The sequence below is a fragment of the Massilia consociata genome (assembly GCF_042432755.1).
Taxonomy (GTDB): domain Bacteria; phylum Pseudomonadota; class Gammaproteobacteria; order Burkholderiales; family Burkholderiaceae_D; genus Telluria; species Telluria consociata.
The window spans coordinates 180,836-201,061 of the sequence record NZ_JBHLWP010000001.1; the positions used below are offsets into that span (position 1 = coordinate 180,836).

At 70.1% G+C, this 20,226-nt stretch carries 16 protein-coding genes and 1 tRNA gene; 8 read left to right on the forward strand and 9 right to left on the reverse strand.

Annotated elements, in window-relative coordinates; all coding sequences use genetic code 11:
- Positions 1-116 precede the first annotated feature (116 nt).
- From ACFFJK_RS00805 to ACFFJK_RS00815, 3 genes are all read right to left on the reverse strand, one after another.
- Positions 117-722 (reverse strand): redoxin domain-containing protein, encoded by a 606-nt coding sequence (locus ACFFJK_RS00805; protein ID WP_379677163.1) that lies wholly within the window; start codon positions 720-722, stop codon positions 117-119.
- A 45-nt stretch (positions 723-767) separates the two neighbouring features.
- Positions 768-2,945 carry a protein-disulfide reductase DsbD family protein gene (locus tag ACFFJK_RS00810; RefSeq protein WP_379677164.1) on the reverse strand — a complete coding sequence of 726 codons (2,178 nt, stop codon included), beginning with the start codon at positions 2,943-2,945 and terminating at the stop codon, positions 768-770.
- Positions 2,946-3,236: 291 nt separating this feature from the next.
- Positions 3,237-3,581 (reverse strand): four-helix bundle copper-binding protein, encoded by a 345-nt coding sequence (locus ACFFJK_RS00815; protein ID WP_379677165.1) that lies wholly within the window; start codon positions 3,579-3,581, stop codon positions 3,237-3,239.
- A gap of 174 nt (positions 3,582-3,755) precedes the next feature.
- Between ACFFJK_RS00815 and ACFFJK_RS00820 the strand changes: the two genes are divergently transcribed.
- Positions 3,756-3,829 (forward strand) — tRNA-Cys (locus ACFFJK_RS00820).
- A gap of 152 nt (positions 3,830-3,981) precedes the next feature.
- On the opposite strand, the gene ACFFJK_RS00825 is transcribed toward ACFFJK_RS00820, so the two are convergent.
- From ACFFJK_RS00825 to ACFFJK_RS00840, 4 genes are all read right to left on the reverse strand, one after another.
- Entirely contained in the window at positions 3,982-4,392 is a 411-nt protein-coding gene (locus tag ACFFJK_RS00825) for a hypothetical protein (protein ID WP_379677166.1), read from the reverse strand.
- A gap of 27 nt (positions 4,393-4,419) precedes the next feature.
- Positions 4,420-4,827, reverse strand: coding sequence for a hypothetical protein (locus ACFFJK_RS00830; protein WP_379677167.1), 408 nt, complete (start codon positions 4,825-4,827; stop codon positions 4,420-4,422).
- A gap of 84 nt (positions 4,828-4,911) precedes the next feature.
- Positions 4,912-7,764 carry a hybrid sensor histidine kinase/response regulator gene (locus ACFFJK_RS00835; protein WP_379677168.1) on the reverse strand — a complete coding sequence of 951 codons (2,853 nt, stop codon included), beginning with the start codon at positions 7,762-7,764 and terminating at the stop codon, positions 4,912-4,914.
- Positions 7,765-7,836: 72 nt separating this feature from the next.
- Complete coding sequence (locus tag ACFFJK_RS00840) at positions 7,837-8,301, reverse strand: MarR family winged helix-turn-helix transcriptional regulator (RefSeq protein ID WP_379677169.1); 465 nt, start codon at positions 8,299-8,301, stop codon at positions 7,837-7,839.
- Between the two features lie 96 nt (positions 8,302-8,397).
- On the opposite strand from ACFFJK_RS00840, the gene ACFFJK_RS00845 reads away from it, so the two are divergent.
- The gene (locus ACFFJK_RS00845; RefSeq protein WP_379677170.1) at positions 8,398-10,395 is read left to right on the forward strand and encodes a glycosyltransferase; all 1,998 of its coding nucleotides are present in this window, start codon (positions 8,398-8,400) and stop codon (positions 10,393-10,395) included.
- 21 nt (positions 10,396-10,416) lie between these two features.
- Here ACFFJK_RS00845 and ACFFJK_RS00850 read toward each other — a convergent pair whose 3' ends face one another.
- A complete protein-coding gene (locus ACFFJK_RS00850; protein ID WP_379677171.1) occupies positions 10,417-11,637 on the reverse strand; it encodes a metal-dependent hydrolase in 1,221 nt (406 codons plus the stop codon).
- A gap of 161 nt (positions 11,638-11,798) precedes the next feature.
- Here ACFFJK_RS00850 and ACFFJK_RS00855 point away from each other — a divergent pair, with 161 nt between their 5' ends.
- The 6 genes from ACFFJK_RS00855 to ccoS all read left to right on the forward strand — a co-directional run bounded on the left by ACFFJK_RS00855 (position 11,799) and on the right by ccoS (position 19,616).
- Positions 11,799-13,373 carry a methyl-accepting chemotaxis protein gene (locus ACFFJK_RS00855; RefSeq protein ID WP_379677172.1) on the forward strand — a complete coding sequence of 525 codons (1,575 nt, stop codon included), beginning with the start codon at positions 11,799-11,801 and terminating at the stop codon, positions 13,371-13,373.
- Positions 13,374-13,573: 200 nt separating this feature from the next.
- On the forward strand, positions 13,574-14,578 hold the full coding sequence (locus tag ACFFJK_RS00860) for an oxygen-independent coproporphyrinogen III oxidase (RefSeq protein ID WP_379677173.1): 1,005 nt from the start codon (positions 13,574-13,576) through the stop codon (positions 14,576-14,578).
- A gap of 146 nt (positions 14,579-14,724) precedes the next feature.
- On the forward strand, positions 14,725-16,167 hold the full coding sequence (gene hemN, locus ACFFJK_RS00865; protein WP_379677174.1) for an oxygen-independent coproporphyrinogen III oxidase: 1,443 nt from the start codon (positions 14,725-14,727) through the stop codon (positions 16,165-16,167).
- Positions 16,168-16,175: 8 nt separating this feature from the next.
- On the forward strand, positions 16,176-16,970 hold the full coding sequence (locus tag ACFFJK_RS00870; protein ID WP_379677175.1) for a sulfite exporter TauE/SafE family protein: 795 nt from the start codon (positions 16,176-16,178) through the stop codon (positions 16,968-16,970).
- Positions 16,967-19,417: a heavy metal translocating P-type ATPase gene (locus ACFFJK_RS00875; RefSeq protein WP_379677176.1), complete on the forward strand. Its 2,451-nt coding sequence runs from the start codon at positions 16,967-16,969 to the stop codon at positions 19,415-19,417. Before ACFFJK_RS00870 ends, ACFFJK_RS00875 begins: the two co-directional genes overlap by 4 nt.
- Before the next feature lies 1 nt (position 19,418).
- Positions 19,419-19,616 (forward strand): cbb3-type cytochrome oxidase assembly protein CcoS, encoded by a 198-nt coding sequence (ccoS, locus tag ACFFJK_RS00880; protein WP_379677177.1) that lies wholly within the window; start codon positions 19,419-19,421, stop codon positions 19,614-19,616.
- A 53-nt stretch (positions 19,617-19,669) separates the two neighbouring features.
- Here ccoS and ACFFJK_RS00885 read toward each other — a convergent pair whose 3' ends face one another.
- A complete protein-coding gene (locus ACFFJK_RS00885; RefSeq protein WP_379677178.1) occupies positions 19,670-20,068 on the reverse strand; it encodes a TraR/DksA family transcriptional regulator in 399 nt (132 codons plus the stop codon).
- Between the last annotated feature and the right edge of the window lie 158 nt (positions 20,069-20,226).

A 20,226-nucleotide genomic window follows, 5' to 3' on the forward strand; every position in this document is an offset into this window, starting at 1 on the left:
AACCATCAGGGAATCATCATAGCAGCGGCTACCCCGGATGGATGACGGGGCTGCAACTTTATCCCGGCCGCATGCGGGCAGCCGGGTCGCCGGGCATCGCGGCTGCCCGGCACGGGTCAGCCGTACTTGACGGAGCAGCCGTATGCCTTGGTGACGGCCTGGCTCACGGGCTTGCCGGCGAGCGATTCGTCGATCGCCTGGATGACGTAGTTGGTGGAGGTCTTGATATCGGCCGGGTTGGCGGTCGGCTTGCTGTCGATCGCGCCTGCGTACACCAGCTTGCCGCTCGGGTCGATCAGGTACATGTGCGGGGTGGTGCGGGCGCCGTAGGCCTTGCCGATCGCGCCGCCGGTGTCCATGATGGTCGCTGCCGGCATGGCGCTCTTCGCCTTGACCCACTCGTTGATCGCCGCGGACTTGCCGGCACGGTCGCCGTCGGCGCTCGTGCTCACCGACAGCCAGACGACGCCCTTGTCGGCGGCATACTTCTGCACGCTGGGCATGTTGCCGCTGTCATAGTGCTTCTTCACGAAGGGGCATTCCGGGTTGACCCATTCCAGCACCACGTACTTGCCCTTGAACTGGTCGAGCGAGACCGGCTTGCCGGTGGCGTCCGTGCCGCTGAAGGCCGGAGCGGCCTGGCCGACCGCGGCCTGGGCCAGGGCCCCGCCGGCCATGGCCATGCCGGCGGCGAACAGCGAAACTGCGATGGTGCGCTTCATGAAGATCTCCTTGTGCTGTTGAATCGTCAGGTTGTCGTCAATTGGTCAAAGCCCGGCCAGTGCCTGCCGGACTTCGTCCACGGTCGGAAGCTCCGACAGCAGCTTCGGCGCCTCCCCTCCGTTCGGGTAGAGCGCATATACCGGCACGCCGCTGCGTCCCAGTTCCTTCAATGCGCCCGTGATCGTTTCGTCGCGCCGCGTCCAGTCGGCGCGCAGCAGCAGGACATTCCTGGCCTTGAAATCCTGCAGCAGCGCCGGGTCGGCGAGGGTGGTTCGCTTGTTGTACTGGCAGGTCACGCACCAGGCGGCGGTAAAGTCCACGAAGACCGGCCGGCCCTCCTGGCGCGCTGCCGCCATCGCCTGCGGCGACCAGGCCTGCCAGCTGTCGTCCGCGGCCGGTGCGCCGGCCACCGTGGCCGGTTGGTGCCGGAGCGCCGGCCACGACCAGGCTGCCGTGGCCGCGATCGCCAGGCCGGCGACGCCGATGCCGATCCAGCGGCCCGGCCGGCTGCGCGCCGGCAGGCCCAGGACCCAGGCGCCGAAGGCGCCGGCCACCAGCAGCCCGAGCACCGCGGCGACGGCGTCGGCCCCGGCCTGCTGGCCGAGCACCCACAGCAGCCAGACCACGGTGGCGAACATCGGGAAGGCCATGAAGGTCTTGAAGCGCACCATCCAGGCCCCGGGGCGCGGCAGCAGGCGCGCCAGGCCAGGGAACAGGCTGGCGGCCAGGTAGGGGGCGGCCATGCCGGCTCCCAGGGCCGCGAACACCGACAGGGCCTGTGGCGCCGGCTGCGCCAGCGCCGCGCCGAGGGCCGCGCCCATGAAGGGCGCGGTGCAGGGCGAAGCGACGGCGACGGCCAGTACCCCGGTGAGGAAATCGTCGGCCACCGGGTTGCGGGCGCGCGCGTTGACGATGCGGTCCGGGAGCAGGTGTCGGAATTCGAACAGGCCGGCCAGGTTGAAGCCGATCAGGGCGAACAGGATGGCCAGCGCGGCAACGAACAACGGCGACTGCAGCTGGAAGCCCCAGCCCAGCTGCTCGCCGCTGGCGCGCAGCAACAGCAGCAGCGCGGCCAGCAGCAGGAAGGAAGCGATGACGCCGGCGCTATAGGCGAAGCCGCCGGCCACGATCCGCCGCCGCTCGCCGCCATGCTGGGCGAAGCCGAGCACCTTCAGCGACAGCACGGGGAAGACGCAGGGCATCAGGTTCAGGATGGCGCCGCCCAGGAAGGCGAAGGCCAGCACCGCCAGCCAGGGCCGGGGCGCTTGCGCCGGCGCTGCGGGGGAGGCCGGCGCCGCGGCGGGCTGCGCGGCAGCCGCCGGCCCGGCAGCTGCCGTCCCGGCCTGCGGCCACGCACCCGCGATGTCGAAGCCGACACGGATGCCGGGCGACTGGTGGCCCACCGTGATCACCGCATGCATCGACGCCGGGCTTTCGCTGCGTTGCGCCGCCAGCGGGGCGCGCAGCACCAGTTTGCTGCCTTCCCATTGCTGGGAGAGCGGGGCCGCGGGCTCGATCACGCCGCCCAGTTCCGGGAACAGCTGCAGCGGCCCGTCGCGGTAGGCCGGCGGAAGCCCGCTCGCTTCGAGCACCAGGTTGTTGCCCTCGATGCGGGCGGCAGCGTCCAGGCCCGGCACGGGCCGGGGCGCGGCGGCGCGCGCGCCCTCGAACAGGGCCGCATGGGCGGTCGCCGGCCCGGGTGCGAGTTCGATGTCCAGTTCGGCGAATTCGGGGATGCAGGCTTCCTCGCAGATCAGCCAGTCCGCCCGCAGCTTCACCGGCACCGTGCCCCCCTGGTAGCCGGCGGGCACGGTCAGGCGCACCGGCAGCAGCAGGTCGCCCTCGTAGCCATAGTTCATCAGGGGCCCGAGCGGCAACTGCTTCGGGGTCGGCCATGCGATCTCGCCGGCCGCGAAGCCGGGCGGCAGGGTCCAGGCCAGGGTGGTCGGCAGGCCGGAATCGCCCGCATTGCTCCAGTAGGTATGCCAGCCGGGGGCATGCTGGAGGCGCAGGCCCAGCCAGACGTCCTCTCCAGGCCGGATGCCCTTGGGAGCGTGGACCAGCAGCTCGGCGCGCGCGTTCTGCGTGGTGGCGGAGGAGGCGGCATGGCTCCACGCCGCCTGCAACAGCAGCGCGAGGGCGAGCAGGAAGGCGAAGAAGCGAGGTAAAGACGGGTGCAAAATCGAGCCGCCTGCCGGGCCGTCATGACCGGGGCGTCGCATCGCGCATTCCACCGCTGGCCTCATGGTGCCGGCGGTCGGGCGGTCCAGGCGCGGCGCGCGCTGGATAGGGAAAGCAGGCGGGCGATTGCTACTGGCGTACTGGCATCCATCTCGTTGTCCTGGTTGGAAGGGCGCTGCGCGACATACCCGCAGCCAGCTTGGGCCGGCCGGCAGGTAGTTTTAACTGCAGTACCTGACTCGACCGCAATACGAGAGGAAAGGCTGGCGGGATTGCCAATAGTAGCAGGAACCGGCCGGGAAAAACTGTTTTTGTCGAGCTGGCCGCCGGACTCAGATATGACGCTCGCTTGCGTGCTTGGCACACTCGGCCGCGCAGCGTTCGCAGGCGGCCTGGCAGGCGGCGCAATGCGCGTGCATGGCCGCGTGCTTCGCACACTCCGCCGCGCAGGCCCGGCAGAGGTGGGCGCACAGGGCGCAGAAATCGCCATGGTGGACCGAGCCGCGCGCCAGCGCATTGAGGGTCGCGGTACAGATGTCGGCGCAATCGAGGTTGATCAGGGCGCAGTCGTTGTTGCCTTCGCGGATGTCCGCCGCCGCACAGGCCTGGCAGGCCCGCAGCGCTTGCGCGCAGGCGTCGATACAGGACTGCACGTTCGCCATTTCGGAACCGTTCATCGTCGTACTCCTGGTTGAAAGTGTGACAGCACATGGTAGCGCAGCATCGTCCTGTGCTTCGTTCGATTCCCGGTTGCACGCCGAACCGTGCATGGCGCGGCGCGCCTCACGCGAAAAGCAATTGATTTGAGGCGGCGCATGGCGGAACCCATCCGCCGGCGTACCATGGGTTTCGGCGAGGTAGCAAAGCGGTAATGCGGCGGCCTGCAAAGCCACCTAGACAGGTTCGACTCCTGTCCTCGCCTCCAGAATCTCCCGGACGGGCCCTGCTTGCAGGGCCCGTCCCGTTTCCGTCATCCGCTCGCGCAGTTCATCGCCAGCTTATGAATGGCAGGCTTGCAGAAGCTCGGCTTCTGATCGTCCACCATAGGCGTTGTCATGCGCCTCGACTGCCAGGGCATTATTTGCTGCAAGGGAGGGGCGCAGGCACGGGCGAGGGGACGGGCGGCTGGCCGGACACGTGTTCGTCCGCATGGCCGGGCGATGCCGCCGCCATGAAGCGTTCCCGTGCTTCCTTCACGACGAGCTGGATGGTGCGCACGCAGGCCAGCGTCGGCGCTCCCGACAGTGCATCCGCGCCTTTCGCATACTCGCGCGCGATGCGGGTGGCGACGGGCGCTCCGCCGGGCACCTGTTCGCGGTAGAGCCGCATCAGGGTGACGACGGTTTCGTGCAGGGCATGGTGCTGCGAGCGGGCGATGTTGCGCCCCGCGCCAGCCTGGCGCACCGAATCGGCAACGATCTGTTCGAGCTGGCGTTCGGCCCTGCCGATGAGCATGGCAACCTGGGCCGGTGTGAACGTGATTCGCATGGCTTTACTCCGTGTCGCGTGAAGATGTCATGCCGCCTCCTTGACGCAGGTTGCGCGGCCGGCTGCGGACTTTGGCATGATCCGCGACGGCCGCACGCGCGGTGGCGGGGGCGGCGGCGCAAACGGCCGGATCTGCGTCAGCGTGCCCTTGAAAGGCGCCAGCGTGTCGTCGATCTCGGCGCATTCAACGTGGCCTTCGCCGCGCCTTTCGCCCGCATCGCCTTGCAAAAACTGGGCAATCGCAATTCTGACAAGCGTCCGGTTCGTGAGTTCGGCCGTGAGGCCGACCTTCCGGCTGTGATACTGGAAGGTGGCGGTCACGCCGTCCGGCCCGGTGATCTCGACCTTCTTCGGCAGCGAGAATCCGTACCGGCCGCTGGCCCAGAGTTTCACGAGGCAGGCGCCGCTGTGTGGGGTGGAAAAGCTGAAGTTCATGATCAAAATCGTAATACCGAAGGCAGGTATGCACGATTCGAAATTGTTCCAAACCGTAACGGGCGAAATACTTCTTTCCGCCAGTCAGGTATGGACGGCGCCCCGGCTGTGCACCGTGTCGATCACCTCCATCAGTGCGCCGAGGTCCACCGGCTTGACGAAATGGTGGTCGAAGCCGGCGCTGCGCGCCAGGACCCGGTCGTGCGCCTGGCCGTAGCCGGTCAGGGCGAGGTAGGCGGCCTGGCGGCCGCCTGCGCGTTCGTGCAGCCTGCGCGCCAGCGCGTAGCCGTCGATGTCGGGCAGGCCGATGTCGAGGATGAAGACGTCGGGCCAGCCGGCTTCGGCCAGCGCCAGCGCCGCGTGCGGATCGTGCGCGGTGTCGACGGCATGGCCGAGCGAGCCCAGGATGTCGGCCAGCGACTGCGCCGCGTCCACGTTGTCGTCGACGATGAGGATGCGCTTGCCGCCGTGTGGGGGAACCTGCGTGGCGGCGTGGTCGGCTGCAGCGTGTCCGGCCGGTGCCGTGGCAGGGGCGCCGTCCACGGTCGGCAGCGTGACGGTGAAGGTGCTGCCCTTGCCGAGTCCCTCGCTGTGCGCCTCGACCCGGCCGCCGTGCAGCTGCACCAGGCTTTGCACCAGCGCCAGGCCGAGGCCAAGTCCGCCCTGCGAGCGGTCGGGCGTGCGCTCGGCCTGGGTGAACAGTTCGAACACGTGCGGCAGGATGGCGCCGTCGATGCCGATGCCGTTGTCGCGTACCGCGATCGCGACCGCTGCCTGCCCCGGGCCGTCCGACTGCTCCACCGACAGGGCGATCGTCCCGCCCTGGGCGGTGTACTTGGCCGCGTTGTTGAGCAGGTTCGCGACCACCTGCACCAGGCGGATGCGGTCGCCGCACACCCAGCTGCGGTGCGAGCCGATGTGCAGGTCGAGCGCATGGCCGCGCGCCTCGATGAGGGGCCGCGCCTGTTCCACGGCGCTGGCGACGACGGCCTTGATGTCGACCCGCTCGCGCTCCAGTTCCACCAGGCCGCGCTTGACGCGCGAGACGTCGAGCAGGTCGTCCACCAGCGAGGTCATGTGGCGCACCTGGCGGATGATCACCTCGCTCGACTGGCGCACGCGCTGCGGATCGAGGCTTTTCATGGCCAGCAGCTGGGCGGCGTTGCTGATCGGGGCCAGCGGGTTGCGCAATTCGTGCGCGAGCATCGCAAGGAACTCGTCCTTGCGGCGCGCCTGGGCGCGCAGTTCGTCCTCCCCGGTTTTCTTGTCGTGGATGTCGGTCAGGGTGCCCATCCAGCGCGTGGCCTTGCCGGCTGCATCGACCGAGGGCAGGGCGCGGTTGAGGACCCAGCGGTACTCGCCGGAACGGTGGATCAGGCGGTGCTCCATGTCGAACTGGCTGCCGGTCGCCAGGCTGTGGCCCCAGCGCGCGAGCAGCGCCGGCAGGTCGTCCGGGTGGACGATATCGGCCCAGCCCCGGCCGACCAGGCGTTCTTCCGGCACCCCCGTGAATTCGGTCCAGCGTGCGTTGATATAGTCGTTCAGGCCGCCGGCGTCGGCCGACCACACCATCTGCGGGATGACATTGGCGATCAGGCGGAACTTGGCCTCGCTGTCCTGCATTGCCCGCTCCGCTTCGACCTTGGCGGTGATGTCCATGTTGGCCGCGACCCCGCCGACGACGTCGCCGGCAGCGTTGCGGATCGCGGCGGCCTGCACCAGCACGGTCTTGCGGGCGCCGGGAGCGCCGAAGGGCTCGATCTCGAATACCCCGCCGGCGCTGTCCTGTCCGCCGAGCACCTGCGAAATCGGCCATTCGCCGGCAGCCACGCGCTGCCCGGCAAGGGGCGATCCGGCCGGCCACCAGCCTTTCCAGTCCGCGTAGTCGGCGACCGAGGCGGCGGCGGGATGATCGCCCCAGATCTGCCGGTTATGCGCATTCCTGACCAGCAGCTGGCCATCCGCGTCGACGTAGACGATGCCGACCGGGGCTGCGTCGAGCAGCACGTCGAGCCGGCGTGCGCTCTCGTCGGCGCGCCGTTCGCTCGCGATGCGGGCCTGTTCGGCGCGCTTGCGCCCGGTGATGTCGATCGCGATGCCGGCAAAGCGGCGCGCGCCGTTGGCGGCCCCGGCGAATACCTTGCCGCGCGCATTGACCCAGACGTCCTCGCCCGAGCGTTGCGGGATGCGGTACTCGGTGTCGTACAGCGTCTCGGCGCGGATGGCCTGGTCGATCGCGGCCAGCACGCGCGCCCGGTCGTCCGGATGGATCATGTCGGTGAAGCGCGCCAGCTCGGTGCCTTCGCGGGCAAGGGCCGCCTCGACCTGGAACAGGCGCGCGAAGCGCTCGTCGACAATGGTGGTGCCGGTCCCGATGTCGACCGCCCAGGTGCCGATATTGCCGGACGCCTCGAGCGACAGGGCCAGGCGCTCCTCGGCCTCCTTGTGCCGGGCAAGCGCATGCACCTTGTCGGTGACCTCGATGACCGTGCCCAGCACGCCGCATACGGCGCCATCCTCGTCGCGCACCGGGCTGTACGAGAAAGTGAACCAGGCCTGTTCCGGGAAGCCGTGGCGTTCCACGGTGGTGGCGAAATTCTCGAAGAAAAAGGATTCTCCCGCGAACACGCGCCGCAGGTAGGGACTGACCAGCTCCCATACCTCGGGCCAGACCTCGGGCAACGGGCGGCCGAGCGCGCCGGCGGCCTTGTTGCCGAGTACTGGTACGTAGGCGTCGTTGTAGAACATGGCCAGTTCCGGCCCCCAGGCAAGGAAGGTCGGGAAGGAGGAGCCGAGCACGATGCCGAGCGAGGTGCGCAGCGCCGCCGGCCAGCCGGGGACAGGACCGAGCGGATGCGAGGACCAGTCGTGCGCATGCACCAGGGCGCCGGTGGCGCCGTCATTGGCGAGGAAGGCAAGCTTGGGTTCGGTCGTCACGTCGGTCCGGTCGCGCAAAGCGACGATTCTACTGAATAATGCTGGCGTGCAGCGTCCGGGAGCCTGCTTCGCTCAATCGGGCGTGGCCGCGCCGCCGAGCTCGTGCAGGCCGCTGCCGACGACGGCGCGCATCGTGGCCAGGAGCTGGGCGCCGCGTTCGGCGCCGAACTGCTGGTCGAACAGGTCCTGGGCCCGGTGCCAGGCCGGCAGGATGGCCTCGACCTTGTCGCGGCCGGACGCGGTGAGCTCGACGATGCGCTCGCGCCGGTCGTGCTCGCTCGGGCGGATGCGCACCAGTTCCTCGCGCACCAGGGGCTGCAGGTTGCGCGCCAGCGTGGTCCGGTCCATCACCATGCCCTGTGCCAGCCGGGTGACGGGGGCCGGGCCCGGCCGCAGGCGGGCCAGGATCGCGAACTGCGTCACCCGCAGGCCGGAGCCGGACAGCATCTGGTCATAGAAGGCCGTGACGTAGCGCGACGCCTGGCGCAGCGACGAGCAGTAGCAGGGGGTGTCGGGGAGGGGCTGGTCGGGGTTCATGCGCGCAGTATAGCGCCCCGCGCACTGCTGACCTGCCGCAAACGGGGCGCCCGGGCCCGTCCTAATCTGGGGTGGTCGCCACTTCCCGCCAGCGCCATGTCCAGCGAGCTTTCTTCCCCGGCCCTTCGCGGCCCGCAGTCCGTCCAGCCCGCCCGCTCCAGCGGATCCGGCGCGCCGCGCGTGAGCGTCGTCATGCCGACCTTCGAACAGGCGGCCTTCATCGGCCGCGCCCTCGACAGCCTGCGCGCCCAGGATTATCCCGACTGGGAAGCCGTCATCGTCGACGACGGCTCGCAGGACGCCACCTGCGCGACGCTGGCGCCCTGGCTGTCCGATGCGCGCGTTCGCTACCTGCGCTTCGAGCGCAACGGCGGGCTGGGCCGCGCCATCAATGCCGGGCTGGACGCGGCGCGCGGCGAGCTGGTGGCCTACCTGCCGAGCGACGACGTGTTCTACCGCGATCACCTGGCGCAGCTGGTGGCCTGCCTCGAGCGCGCGCCGGACGCCGTGCTGGCCTACGCGGGCGTGCGCCATCACTACAACCGCACGGCGCCCGGCGTCATCCCCGGCGCCTGCCTGCAGCCGGTGCAATGCCTGCATCGCCGTACCGCGCTGCGCTGGCGCGAGCGCGCCGAGATCGAAAGCGACGACCTCGACCGGCTGTTCTGGTCCGCACTACGCGAGGCCGGGCCCTTCGTCGCCCTCGGCGCCGTCACTTGCGAGTGGGTCGACCACCCGGGCCAGCGCCACAAGCGCATGCGCGAGCCGAGCGGCGGCATCAATCCGTTCCGCCAGTACTACCGGGTCACGGAGCCGCTGCGCTTTCACAGCACCATGGGCAACGCGATCGACGAGGCGCGCCTGTACGGGGAAGCGGGGGCGCCGGGGGAGGCGGAACCGCGCCGTGCGGCCGCGCTGCCCGGCGCTGCGCGGCGCAGCCTGAAGATCGTGCTGTGCGGCGAACTGGCCTACAACGCCGACCGCGTGCTCGCACTGGAAGCGCTGGGGCACACGCTGTACGGCCTGTGGATGGGCGAGCCCTACTGGTACAACACGGTAGGCCCCCTGCCGTTCGGCCGGGTCGAGGACCTGCCCCGGCAGGGCTGGCGCGAAGCCCTGGCCCGCATCGAGCCCGACCTCATCTACGCCCAGCTCAACTGGCAGGCAGTGCCGTTCGCGCATGAGGTGCTGCTGCACACGCCGGACATTCCCTTCGTCTGGCATTTCAAGGAAGGACCGTTCATCTGCCTCGAGAAGGGCACCTGGCCGCTGCTGGCCGACCTGATGCGGTTGGCGGACGGCTGCATCTACAGCACCCCCGAGATGCGCGAGTGGTTCGCCGGCGCCTTGCCCGGCCTGCCTGCCGGACGGCCCGAGCACGTGCTCGACGGCGACCTGCCGCGCCGTGCCTGGTTCGGACAGGCGCGTTCGCCCTTGCTGTCGGCCGCGACGGGGCAGGTCCACACGGTGGTCCCGGGAAGGCCGATCGGCCTGCATCCGCCCACCGTGGCCGAACTGGCGCGGCGCGGCATCCACCTGCATTTCTACGGCGACTTCACGCAGGGACAATGGCTGGAATGGATCGCGAAGGCGCGCGCGCTGGCGCCGGAACACCTGCACCTGCATGCAAACGTCGACCAGGACCGCTGGGTCGAAGAGTTCTCGCGCTACGATGCCGGCTGGCTGCACGTCTTCCACAGTAAAAACGGCGGCGAGATCCGGCGCGCCGACTGGGACGACCTGAACTACCCGGCCCGCACCGCCACCCTGGCGGCGGCCGGCCTGCCGATGATCCAGCTGGACAACCGGGGCGCGATCGTGGCCGCCCAGGCACTGGCCGAAGAACTCGGCATCGGCCTGTTCTTCGAGGACATCGACGACCTGGCGCGGCAGTTGCATGACGGCGCGCGCATGGCCGCACTGCGCGAGCGCGTCTGGCAGGTGCGCGAACGCTTCTGCTTCGATACGCATGCCCCGGGCCTGGTCGACTATTTCGAACGCGTCCTGGCCCGCTTCAACGATCCGGGACGGGCGCCGGCGCGCATGCCGGCGCCGGTGCCGGTCCGGGTGCCACCGGGGCGGCGCCCGCGCTGATGCCGCCGCCGGCCGCCTGGTTTACTTCCAGCCCAGCAGGTCGGCACGCGGGTAGCCCCAGGCCGCCACAGGCCAGGGACAGGGATCGCTTGCGCGCCGGGCATACGGCAGCGTCGAGAAGTTGGGCTGGTCGGGTGGGCCGAAGCGCACGTCGGTCGCGTTACCGCCGATCAGCGCCGGCACCCGTGCGAAGCGCAGCCAGGCATCGAAGTGGCAGTTGCTCTGTTGCAGGCTGCGGAATGCCGCCAGGCTGCCGCGCTGCTCGAACTTCCAGGCGATCGCATGTGCACGGCCACCCGGTTCGCCCCCGAAGCGGGCCGGGCAGGCCGACACCGGCGTCAGGCCCGGCACCAGGCTGAGCACGCCGATGCGCACGCCATAGGTGCCGGCGCGGGCATCTTCGGTGACGGTTGCGAACGACCAGCACAGCGGGTTGGCCGGGAACGAGGACAGGGGGATATCGAGCACGCGGCTGGCCGGCGCCATCTGCGCCAGCGCGGCGCGAATCTCGCCCCGGGCCAGGTGGCCGGCGAGCGCCTGCACGCCGACGAAGCCGACGCAGGCCAGCACGGCCATTGCCAGGCCCGCGCGCGCGCCGCCGCGGCGATGGCACAGGACCACGGCCGATGCCACGGCCGCCAGCCCGGCGAGCGAGCCCCACTGCAGGAAGCCCAGCCAGGTGAACAGCGCCGGCATGGCCGCGAAGAACACCAGCATCAGCCAGCGCAGGGCGCGGCTGTGCGCCAGCAGGGCCAGGGCGAAGCCGAACGCGGTCCAGAACACCGGTTCGATGATGAACACCAGGTCGCCGTACAGCCAGCGCGAATCGAATGGATGGAAAGGATGGACGCCGTACACGTTCAGGGCGTCGAAGGACAGGTGCAGCACCATGCCGAGCAGGGCCGTGCCCAGTACGGCGCGGCGCGCCGTGCGGTCGTGCCGCAGGAGGCGGCGCGCGCCCGGCCACAGCAGGAACAGGAGCCCCAACAGCAAGGCCACCTGGGGCAGGGCGTACAGCAGGGTATGCGTGTGCCCGCGATGGTGGATCAGGTAGCCGAGTGGCGCCGGCAGCAGCGGCGTCAGGACCAGATCCAGGTCGGGGAAGTTACTGGCGAGCAGGCCGGTGGCCAGCAGGACGCGGCGGCGGGTACGGCCCGGGGTCGTATCGGGGGCCGGTGGCAGCGCGCGCTCGACCACTTCGCCCAGTGCCAGGCCGACAAGGGAATGCGTGATGTTATCCATGCCACAAGCTTACACGAACGCCAACATTTAACGTAGATCAAGTATTTATTCGACCAGTCTCTATAAATCTCGGCAAAATTTGACCTAAGTCAAAAATTTTCCGCTTCCTGCTGCTTAGAATCGTGCGCTGAATTTTGCCTATGGGCAACCAGGAGAGCGTCGTGCGAAGCAACCTGCCGGTGACCGGTATCGAATATGTTTTGAAGGAAGGCCAGTCGATCGTTTCGAAGACCGACACCAAGGGCCGCATCGTTTACGTCAACCCGAGTTTTGTCGAAGTCAGCGGCTTCAGCGAGGACGAACTGCTGGGCAAGGCGCACAACATCGTGCGCCATCCGGACATGCCGCCGGAAGCCTTTGCCGACCTGTGGGCGACCCTGCAGGCCGGCGAGCCGTGGACCGGCCTGGTCAAGAACCGCCGCAAGAACGGCGACTTCTACTGGGTGGTCGCGAACGTGGTGCCGGTCAAGGATGCCGGCCGCGTCACCGGTTACATGTCGGTGCGCACCGCGCCCACGCGCGAGCAGGTGGCGGCCGCAAGCGCGCTCTACCATCAATTTCGTACAGGAAAAGCGAAAGGGCTCGCGATCCGGCGCGGCGCCGCCGTCCGCCGTGGCTGGCGCGCCCGCCTGGCGGCGCTGCGCACCCTGCCGCTGTCGCGCCGCCTCGGCATCGTGATGGCATCCCAGGCGGCGCTGCTGGGGGCGCTCGGCGTCGTGGCCGACGGCGCCATGTGGAAGGTGCTGGCGGGGGCGGGGGTGGTCGCGACCATTGCCGCCTGGGCCGAACTGCAGCGCAGCATCGTCCGTCCGCTGCGCGATGCCACCGAATCGGTGTATGCGCTGGCGGGCGGCGACCTGTCGCATCCGTGCGAGGTGCACGGCGACGACGAGATCGGCCGCCTGCAGGCGGCGCTGCGCCAGTTGAACATCAACCTCAAGGCGATCGTCGGCGACGTGCGCGGCAACGTGGCATCGATCGAGCATGCGACCCGCGAGATCGCCGCCGGCAACGGCAACCTCGCCGCCCGCACCGAAGCCCAGGCCGCCAGCCTGGAGCAGACCGCCGGCAGCCTGGGCCGCATTGCCGCCGCCGCCGGACAGAACACCGACAGCGCCGTGCGCGCCGACGGGCTGGTGGTCGCGGCATCGGGCGTCGCCGGGCGCGGTGGCGCGGCGGTCGAACGTGTCGGCGACACCATGGAGCGAATCAGCGCCTCCGCCACCCGCATCGTGGACATCATCGGCCTGATCGACGGCATCGCCTTCCAGACGAATATCCTGGCGCTGAACGCCGCGGTTGAAGCGGCCCGCGCCGGCGAGCAGGGCCGCGGCTTCGCGGTGGTGGCCGGCGAGGTGCGCAGCCTGGCGCAGCGCTCGGCCGCCGCGGCCAAGGAGATCAAGGGCCTGATCGAGGCATCGGTCAGGCATGTCGGCGACGGCAATGTGCTGGTGGGCGACGCCGGCCAGACCATGCGCGAAGTGGTCGCCTCGGTGCGCGACGCCGCCGCCATCATGCATGGCATCACGGATGCCAGCCGCGAGCAGGGCGACAGCATTGCCGAGGTCAACCTCGCCATGGCCCAGCTCGACACGATCACGCGCCAGAACGCGACCCTGGTCGAAGAGGCGGCCAATGCGTCGGCCAGCGTGGCCGGGGAGGCCGCCCGGTTGATGCAGGCGCTGTCGGTCTTCAAGTTCGACGACCGCCCATCCTCGCGCATCGCCCGGACCTGAGCCGGACCTGAGCCGGACCTGAGCCGGCCCCGGCCGCTCTCGGGCTGCGGCTCCGCCGAGGCGGCGAAGGATTCCCGCCCCTTCCGGGCCGGCAAGCATTTGATCAAAATCAAGTGTTCACATGAAATTGATCAATAGACTGAGTGATGGTCGAGCCGGTTTGCAGTTCCGCAAACCGGTCGCCGCCGGAGGCGATAGCCATGCATGTTGACACGCTCGAAGTGGGATCCGTCTTCCCGCCCTCCCTGGCAAGCCAGGCAGGCCCGCGCCCGCCCGCGACCGTTTCCTCTCTTGCCGGCTGTGTCCAGGCGCGGCTCCCGGCCGGCTCGCGCGGCGCGCCCTTCGGTTACCGCGGCTATGTGGACGCCGTGGCCGGGCTGCCGCCTGGTGGCGCCTGCCCGCTGGCGCTGCACCTGCATATTCCCTTCCTGGTCCGGGTGCCCGGCGCTGCGGGCGTCGCGATGGACGCCTACTTCGGCTACCTCAAACGCGAAGCGGCGATGCACGCGGCGCTGTTCGCGGGAATGGACGAGATCGGCGAGCTGCGCTTCGCGGGGGCCGCGCCGGCAAGCCTGCACGTGGCACAGCTGGAAAGCCTGATGGCGCAGCTGCGGCGCAGCTTCCGCTTGCTGGACGATGACGCCGGCGATTATGAGGCGGCGGTCGACCCGGGGCGGATGACGGCCGCCGGCCTGGAACGCTTGCGGCGTGCCGGGTTCAACCGGTTGGCCCTGGCGCCGTGCGATGGCGGCGGTCGGGAGCAGATGCTTGCGCTGGCCCGCGCCGCTCGCGCCGCCGGCTTTCGCGGCCTGCGGGTCATGTTCGCGTACGGCCAGCCGCAGCAGGAACCCGGCGCCCTGCGCGAAATGCTGGCCCGGGCTGCGGCGCTCGGTGCGGAGCGCATCACGCTGTGCTGGCATCCTGGGGGCACCGTCGATGTCCGGCGTCCTGGCGGTCCGGCAGGCGGGACGGCAGGGCAGCGGCCGTCCATTCCTTCTTACCACGGCGCCCATCTCATCGGATGCGGGACCGGCGCGGTCGGGGTGGCCGGCGCAGCCTGGAGCCAGAACGTGGCCTGCCTGCGCGACTACGCCATGCTGCTCGACCGTCACGAACTGCCGCTGGCGCGCGGCGGGCCCCTCGCTCCGGGACAAGCCGCGGAACCCGCCAGGGGAAATTCGACGCAATACGTGCTGGCAGCATGACACGGTTGCCATTCGAATAAGCCTGCTTTTCTACAGACTCGGCCGTATTTGATACAGGTCAAGGATTTTGGTGACGCTGATCAATAAACTGGCTACTTATCAAGCCTAATTGCATTTCCGCAATACGGCAGCTGGAGTTGATCGACATGCATGCAGACGCCTTCACGGCCACGGTCGCGCCCGTGGCCCCCATCGCCGCTTATCCGACCGTCGAGTTCGATGGCGAACTCCTCCAGCGCCTCGGCAAATCCGGTCCGCGCTATACCTCCTATCCCACCGCCGACCGTTTCGATGCCGGTTTCGGCTACCGCGACTACCTGCTCGCGGTGGCGGGCGTGCTGACCCGCGGCGGGATGCGCCCGCTGTCGCTGTACCTGCACATCCCGTTCTGCGACACGGTGTGCTATTACTGTGCCTGCAACAAGATCGTCACCAGGAAGCGCGACAAGGCCGCCACCTACCTGTCCTACCTCAAACGCGAGATCGCGATGCAGGGCGCGCTGTTCGCCGGCATGAACGAAGTCGCGCAACTGCACCTGGGCGGCGGCACGCCGACCTACCTGTCGGACCAGCAGATGGGCGAACTGATGGCGCACCTGAGGCGCACCTTCCGCTTCGCGCCGGACGACAGCGGCGAGTACGGCATCGAAGTCGATCCGCGCACCGTGTCGGCCGGGCGCGTGCACAGCCTGCGCAGCCAGGGTTTCAACCGCCTCAGCCTGGGCGTGCAGGACTTCGACGCCGACGTGCAGCGCGCCGTCAACCGCGTGCAGCCCGAGGCCGGCACCCGGGCCATCATCGAGGCCGCCCGCGCCGCCGGGTTCCGCTCGATCAGCATCGACCTGATCTACGGCCTGCCGAAACAGTCGCTGGACACGATGCGCCAGACCATCGACAAGGTGGTGGCGCTCGACCCTGACCGCATCTCGGTGTACCACTACGCGCACATGCCGCACCTGTTCAAGCCGCAGCGCCGCATCCTGCAGGCCGACATGCCGTCGGGCGACACCAAGCTGCAGATGCTCCAGCTGTGCATCGAGCGCCTGGCCGCCGCCGGCTACGTCTACATCGGCATGGACCATTTCGCCAAGCCGGGCGACGACCTGGCGGTGGCGCAGCGCCAGGGCCGCCTGCACCGCAACTTCCAGGGCTACTCGACCCATGCCGACTGCGATCTGGTCGCCTGCGGCGTGTCGGCCATCGGCGCCGTCGGCGCCACCTACAGCCAGAACGCCAAGACACTCGACCAATACTACGACCTGCTCGACCAGAACGAGCTGCCGGTCGTGCGCGGCACGCGCCTGGCGATGGACGACCTGCTGCGCCGCACGCTGATCCAGCAGCTGATGTGCCAGTTCGAGGTGTCGGCGCGGGCCATCGAGCAGGCCTTCCCGATCGTGTTCGCCGACTACTTCGCGCCCGAGCTGGCGCGCCTGCGCACGCTCGAGCGGGACGGCCTGGTCGGCATCGGCCCGGACTGGATCAGCGTCACGATGAAAGGGCGCCTCTTGATCCGCAACGTGTGCATGGTGTTCGACCGCTACCTCTCGGCGCCCGCCGCGGGTCCGCGCCATTCGCAGACCATCTGAGCGCGGCCATGGACGGCATCAGTCTGTTTCCCGTTTTCCTCGCCGGCCTGCTCGGCAGCGTTCACTGCGCCGGCATGTGCGGCGGCATCGTCGGCGCCCTGAGCCTGCCGGCGCGCCGCCCGTTCCCACTGCCGGTGCGCGCCGTGGCGGCGCCCGCCCCGGCTCGCGCTCCGGTCGCGGCCGGCGCAGCGGCCTGGGTCGTGGCCTACAACGCCGGCCGGATCGCCAGCTACGCGGGCGCGGGCGCCCTGGCCGGCGCCACCGCGGGAGGCATGGCCGGCGGTGCCGCGCTGGCGGGCCTGCCGGCGGCGCAGGCCGGCATGGCCTGGATCGCCAACCTGGTGCTGGTGGCGCTGGGCCTGTACCTGCTCGACGCCTGGCGCGGCCTGGCGCGGCTGGAAGCGGGCGGCCGGGCATTGTGGCGCCGGCTGGCGCCGCTGCTGCGGCGGATCGGGCCGCCCGATACGCCGGCACGGATGTTCGCGGCCGGGGCAGTGTGGGGCTGGCTGCCGTGCGGGATGGTCTACAGCATGCTGGTCACGGCGATGCTGACCGGCTCGGCGCCGGGCGGGGCCGCCGTGATGCTGGCCTTCGGCCTGGGTACCCTGCCGATGCTGGGCGCCCTCGGACTGGCCGGCGCCCGGCTGCGCGCGGGGTTCCAGCAGCGCGGCGTGCGTACGGCATGCGGCCTGCTGGTCCTCGGTTTCGGCCTGCTCGGCTTGTGGCGCTCGTCCGCCGCATCCGGCGCCATGGCCGCCGGCTGGTTCGACGCCCTGTGCGTGGCCCCGGGAGCGACCCGATGAGCGCCGTGCTGGCACAGGTCGCGCCGGCCGCCGCAGGCATGGCCGCGCAGTGCTTCCATTGCGGCTTGCCGGTGCCTCCCGAGGCCCGCTGGCAGGCGCAGGTCGGCGGCGTGGCGCGCAGCATGTGCTGCCCCGGCTGCGCGGCTGCGGCGGAGGCGATCGTGGCGGGCGGGTACGGCGACTACTACACCAGCCGCACCGAATATGCTGCCCCGGTGGTGGGCGAGGCCGACGCCCCGGAGCTGGCGCTGGTCGACGAGCAGGACCAGGGGTCCGCGGGCGCCTCCGGCGCCGAGCTCGTCTTCACGATCGACGGCGTGCGCTGCGCCGCCTGTGTCTGGCTGGTCGAGCGCCGGCTGGGCCAGCTGGCCGGGGTGCGGGAGGTGTCGCTCAACGTCGCCACCGGGCGCCTGTACGTGGGGCGCGATCCGGCCTTGTGCCGGCCGAGCACCATCCTGCGCGCCCTGCGCGCGATCGGCTACACCGCCTACCTCTACGACCAGCGCCGCCATGGCGAGCGGCTCGAGCGCGAGCGGCGCACGATGTTCCGCCAGCTGTTCGTGGCGGGCCTGTCGATGATGCAGGTGATGATGTACGCCGTGCCGGTCTATCTCGCCGGCGACGGCACGATGGACGCCGACATGACGGCGCTGATGGGCTGGGCGTCGCTGTTCCTGACGCTGCCCGCCGTTTTCTATTCGGCGCTGCCGTTCTTCGCCGGCGCCTGGCGCGGCATCCGGCACGGCATGCCGGGCATGGACGTGCCGGTGGCGCTGGGCATTGCCGCCGCCTTCGGCGGCAGTTGCGCCGCCCTGGCCGGCGGGCACGGCGACGTGTATTTCGATTCGGTGACGATGTTCATCTTCCTGCTGCTGGGCAGCCGCTATCTGGAGCTGGGTGCGCGCCGCCGCGCCACCGAGGCGCTGGAATCGCTGCGCCAGGGCCTGCCGGCATCGGCCCTGCGCCTGCGCGGCGACCCCGCCGCCCGCCTGACCGAGATCGTCGCGGTCTCCAGCCTAGCGGCCGGCGACCTGGTGCTGGTGCAGCCGGGCCAGGCGGTGCCGGCCGACTGCGTGGTGGTCGAAGGCCTGACCGATGTCGACCTGGCGCTCCTGAGCGGCGAGAGCCGTACCCAGCGCAAGGGCGTGGGCGACGCGCTGCCGGGCGGTGCGGTGAATGTGGCCCAGGCCATCGTGGTACGTATCACTTCCGCTGCGAACGACAGCACGCTGGCCATGCTGGTGCGGCTGGTGGAGCGCGCCGGCCAGGGCAAGCCGGCGCTGGCCTTGTGGGCGGATCGCGTCGGTGCCTGGTTCGTGCTGGGGCTGCTGGCCCTGACCGTGGTCGTGTACTGGATCTGGAGCACGGTCGACCCGGCGCGCGCCTGGTTCGTGGCGATCGCCATGCTGGTGGTGTCCTGCCCGTGCGCGCTGTCGCTGGCCACCCCGACGGCGCTGGCCGCCGCCACCGACCGCCTGCTGCGGCGCGGCGTGCTGGCGGTCGCCCCGCACACGCTGGAAACCCTCGAGCGCGCCACCCATATCGTATTCGACAAGACCGGCACGCTGACCCTCGGCCGCCCGACCCTGCGCCACGCGGTGCCGGTCGGCCCGCTCGACGGCGACAGCTGCCTGCGCATCGCCGCGGCGCTCGAAGCGGAAAACGCCCATCCCATCGGCGCGGCGCTGCGCGCGGCGGCGGGCGAGCACGGCCTGTCGCACGGACTGTCGGCGCGCGAGCTGGTCTACCAAGTGGGGCAGGGCATCGAGGGTTGCATCGACGGGGTCGTCTACCGCGTGGGCAGCGTCGCCTTCGTCGGCGCGCTGGCCGGCGGCCGGGCACGCTCGGTCACGCCGGCCGGCACCTCCTCGGTGTGGCTGGGCAGGGAAGGCGCCTGGCTGGCGCGTTTCGACCTGGCCGACGGCCTGCGCCCGGAAGCGGCCGACGTCGTGCAGCGCTTCCGCCGCAGCGGCAAGAACATCATCCTGCTCAGCGGCGACCACCACGGCGCCACCCACGCGGTCGCTGCGCAGCTTGGCATCACCACCGCGCTCGGCGGCCAGCTGCCGGGCGAGAAGCTCGACTTCGTGCGCCGGCTGCAGCGCGACGGCGCGATAGTGGCGATGGTCGGGGACGGAGTGAACGACGCGGCGGTGCTGCGCGGGGCGGACGTTTCCTTCGCCATGGGCCATGGCGCGGCGCTGGCACAGCTGCATGCGGATGGCGTGCTGCTCGGCGACGGCCTGGCGCCGCTGGCCGATGCCGCCAGCACCGCACGCCGCACGCTTGCGGTGATCCGCCAGAACCTGGCCTGGGCCATGGTGTACAACGTCGTCGCGATCCCGGCGGCTGCCACCGGCCTGCTCAATCCGTGGATGTCGGGCATCGGCATGGCGGCCAGTTCGGCGGTCGTGGTGCTCAATGCGCTACGGCTGCGCAAGGACTGACATGGAAGCCTTGTACCTGCTCGTGCCGCTGAGCGTGATCCTGGTGGCGCTCGCGTTGTGGATCTTCTTCGGGGCCGCGGACAGCGGCCAGTTCGACGACCTGGAGGGACCGGCGTGGCGCATTCTGGGGGATGACGACCGGGCGGCCGGGGCGGGGACCGTCGAACGCGTGGGCGGCGCGCGCGACACCGGCAGCTAGGCCACCACGCGGGTGGAGCCACCCTGGGAGGCCAGGGCCGCGCGCTGACATGCCTACATGGTCGGGCCGCGGCCGGTGCCCTGTTCCTTCTCGATCTGCTCCTGGCACCCGATGCAGGTGCGGACCGTCGGCGTGGCCAGCAGCCGCGCTTCCGGGATGTCGCGCCCGCAGGATTCGCAGATGCCCGCGCCGCCCGATTCCAGGCGGCCGATCGCGACGTCGATCTCGTGCAACAGATTGGCTTCGTGTTCGGCGAGGTGGGCCTCGTCGTGGCTGATCATCTCCGCGGTGACGCGGTCGTCACCCGGCACTTCGTGTGCCAGTGGTCCGATGGCCGGGGCGTCGCCCTCGCCGGCCACGGTGCGTGCGCGCACCGTGGCCAGCAGGTCTTCGCGCGCCTGATGCAGGCGCTTGCCCAGTTCCTGGGACACCGATTGCGATAAAGGCGGCATAGTTTTTCCCTTTACGAACCTTGATGCACCTCAGCTCCGCATCCTTGTTCTTGATGGCGGCCCGGCTGCGTACTCGGACGCAACAGGCTGCTGCATATCTCATCCGATGCTGAACAATTTGATTCACATCAAGGATTTTTACTGTGCGAAACACGACA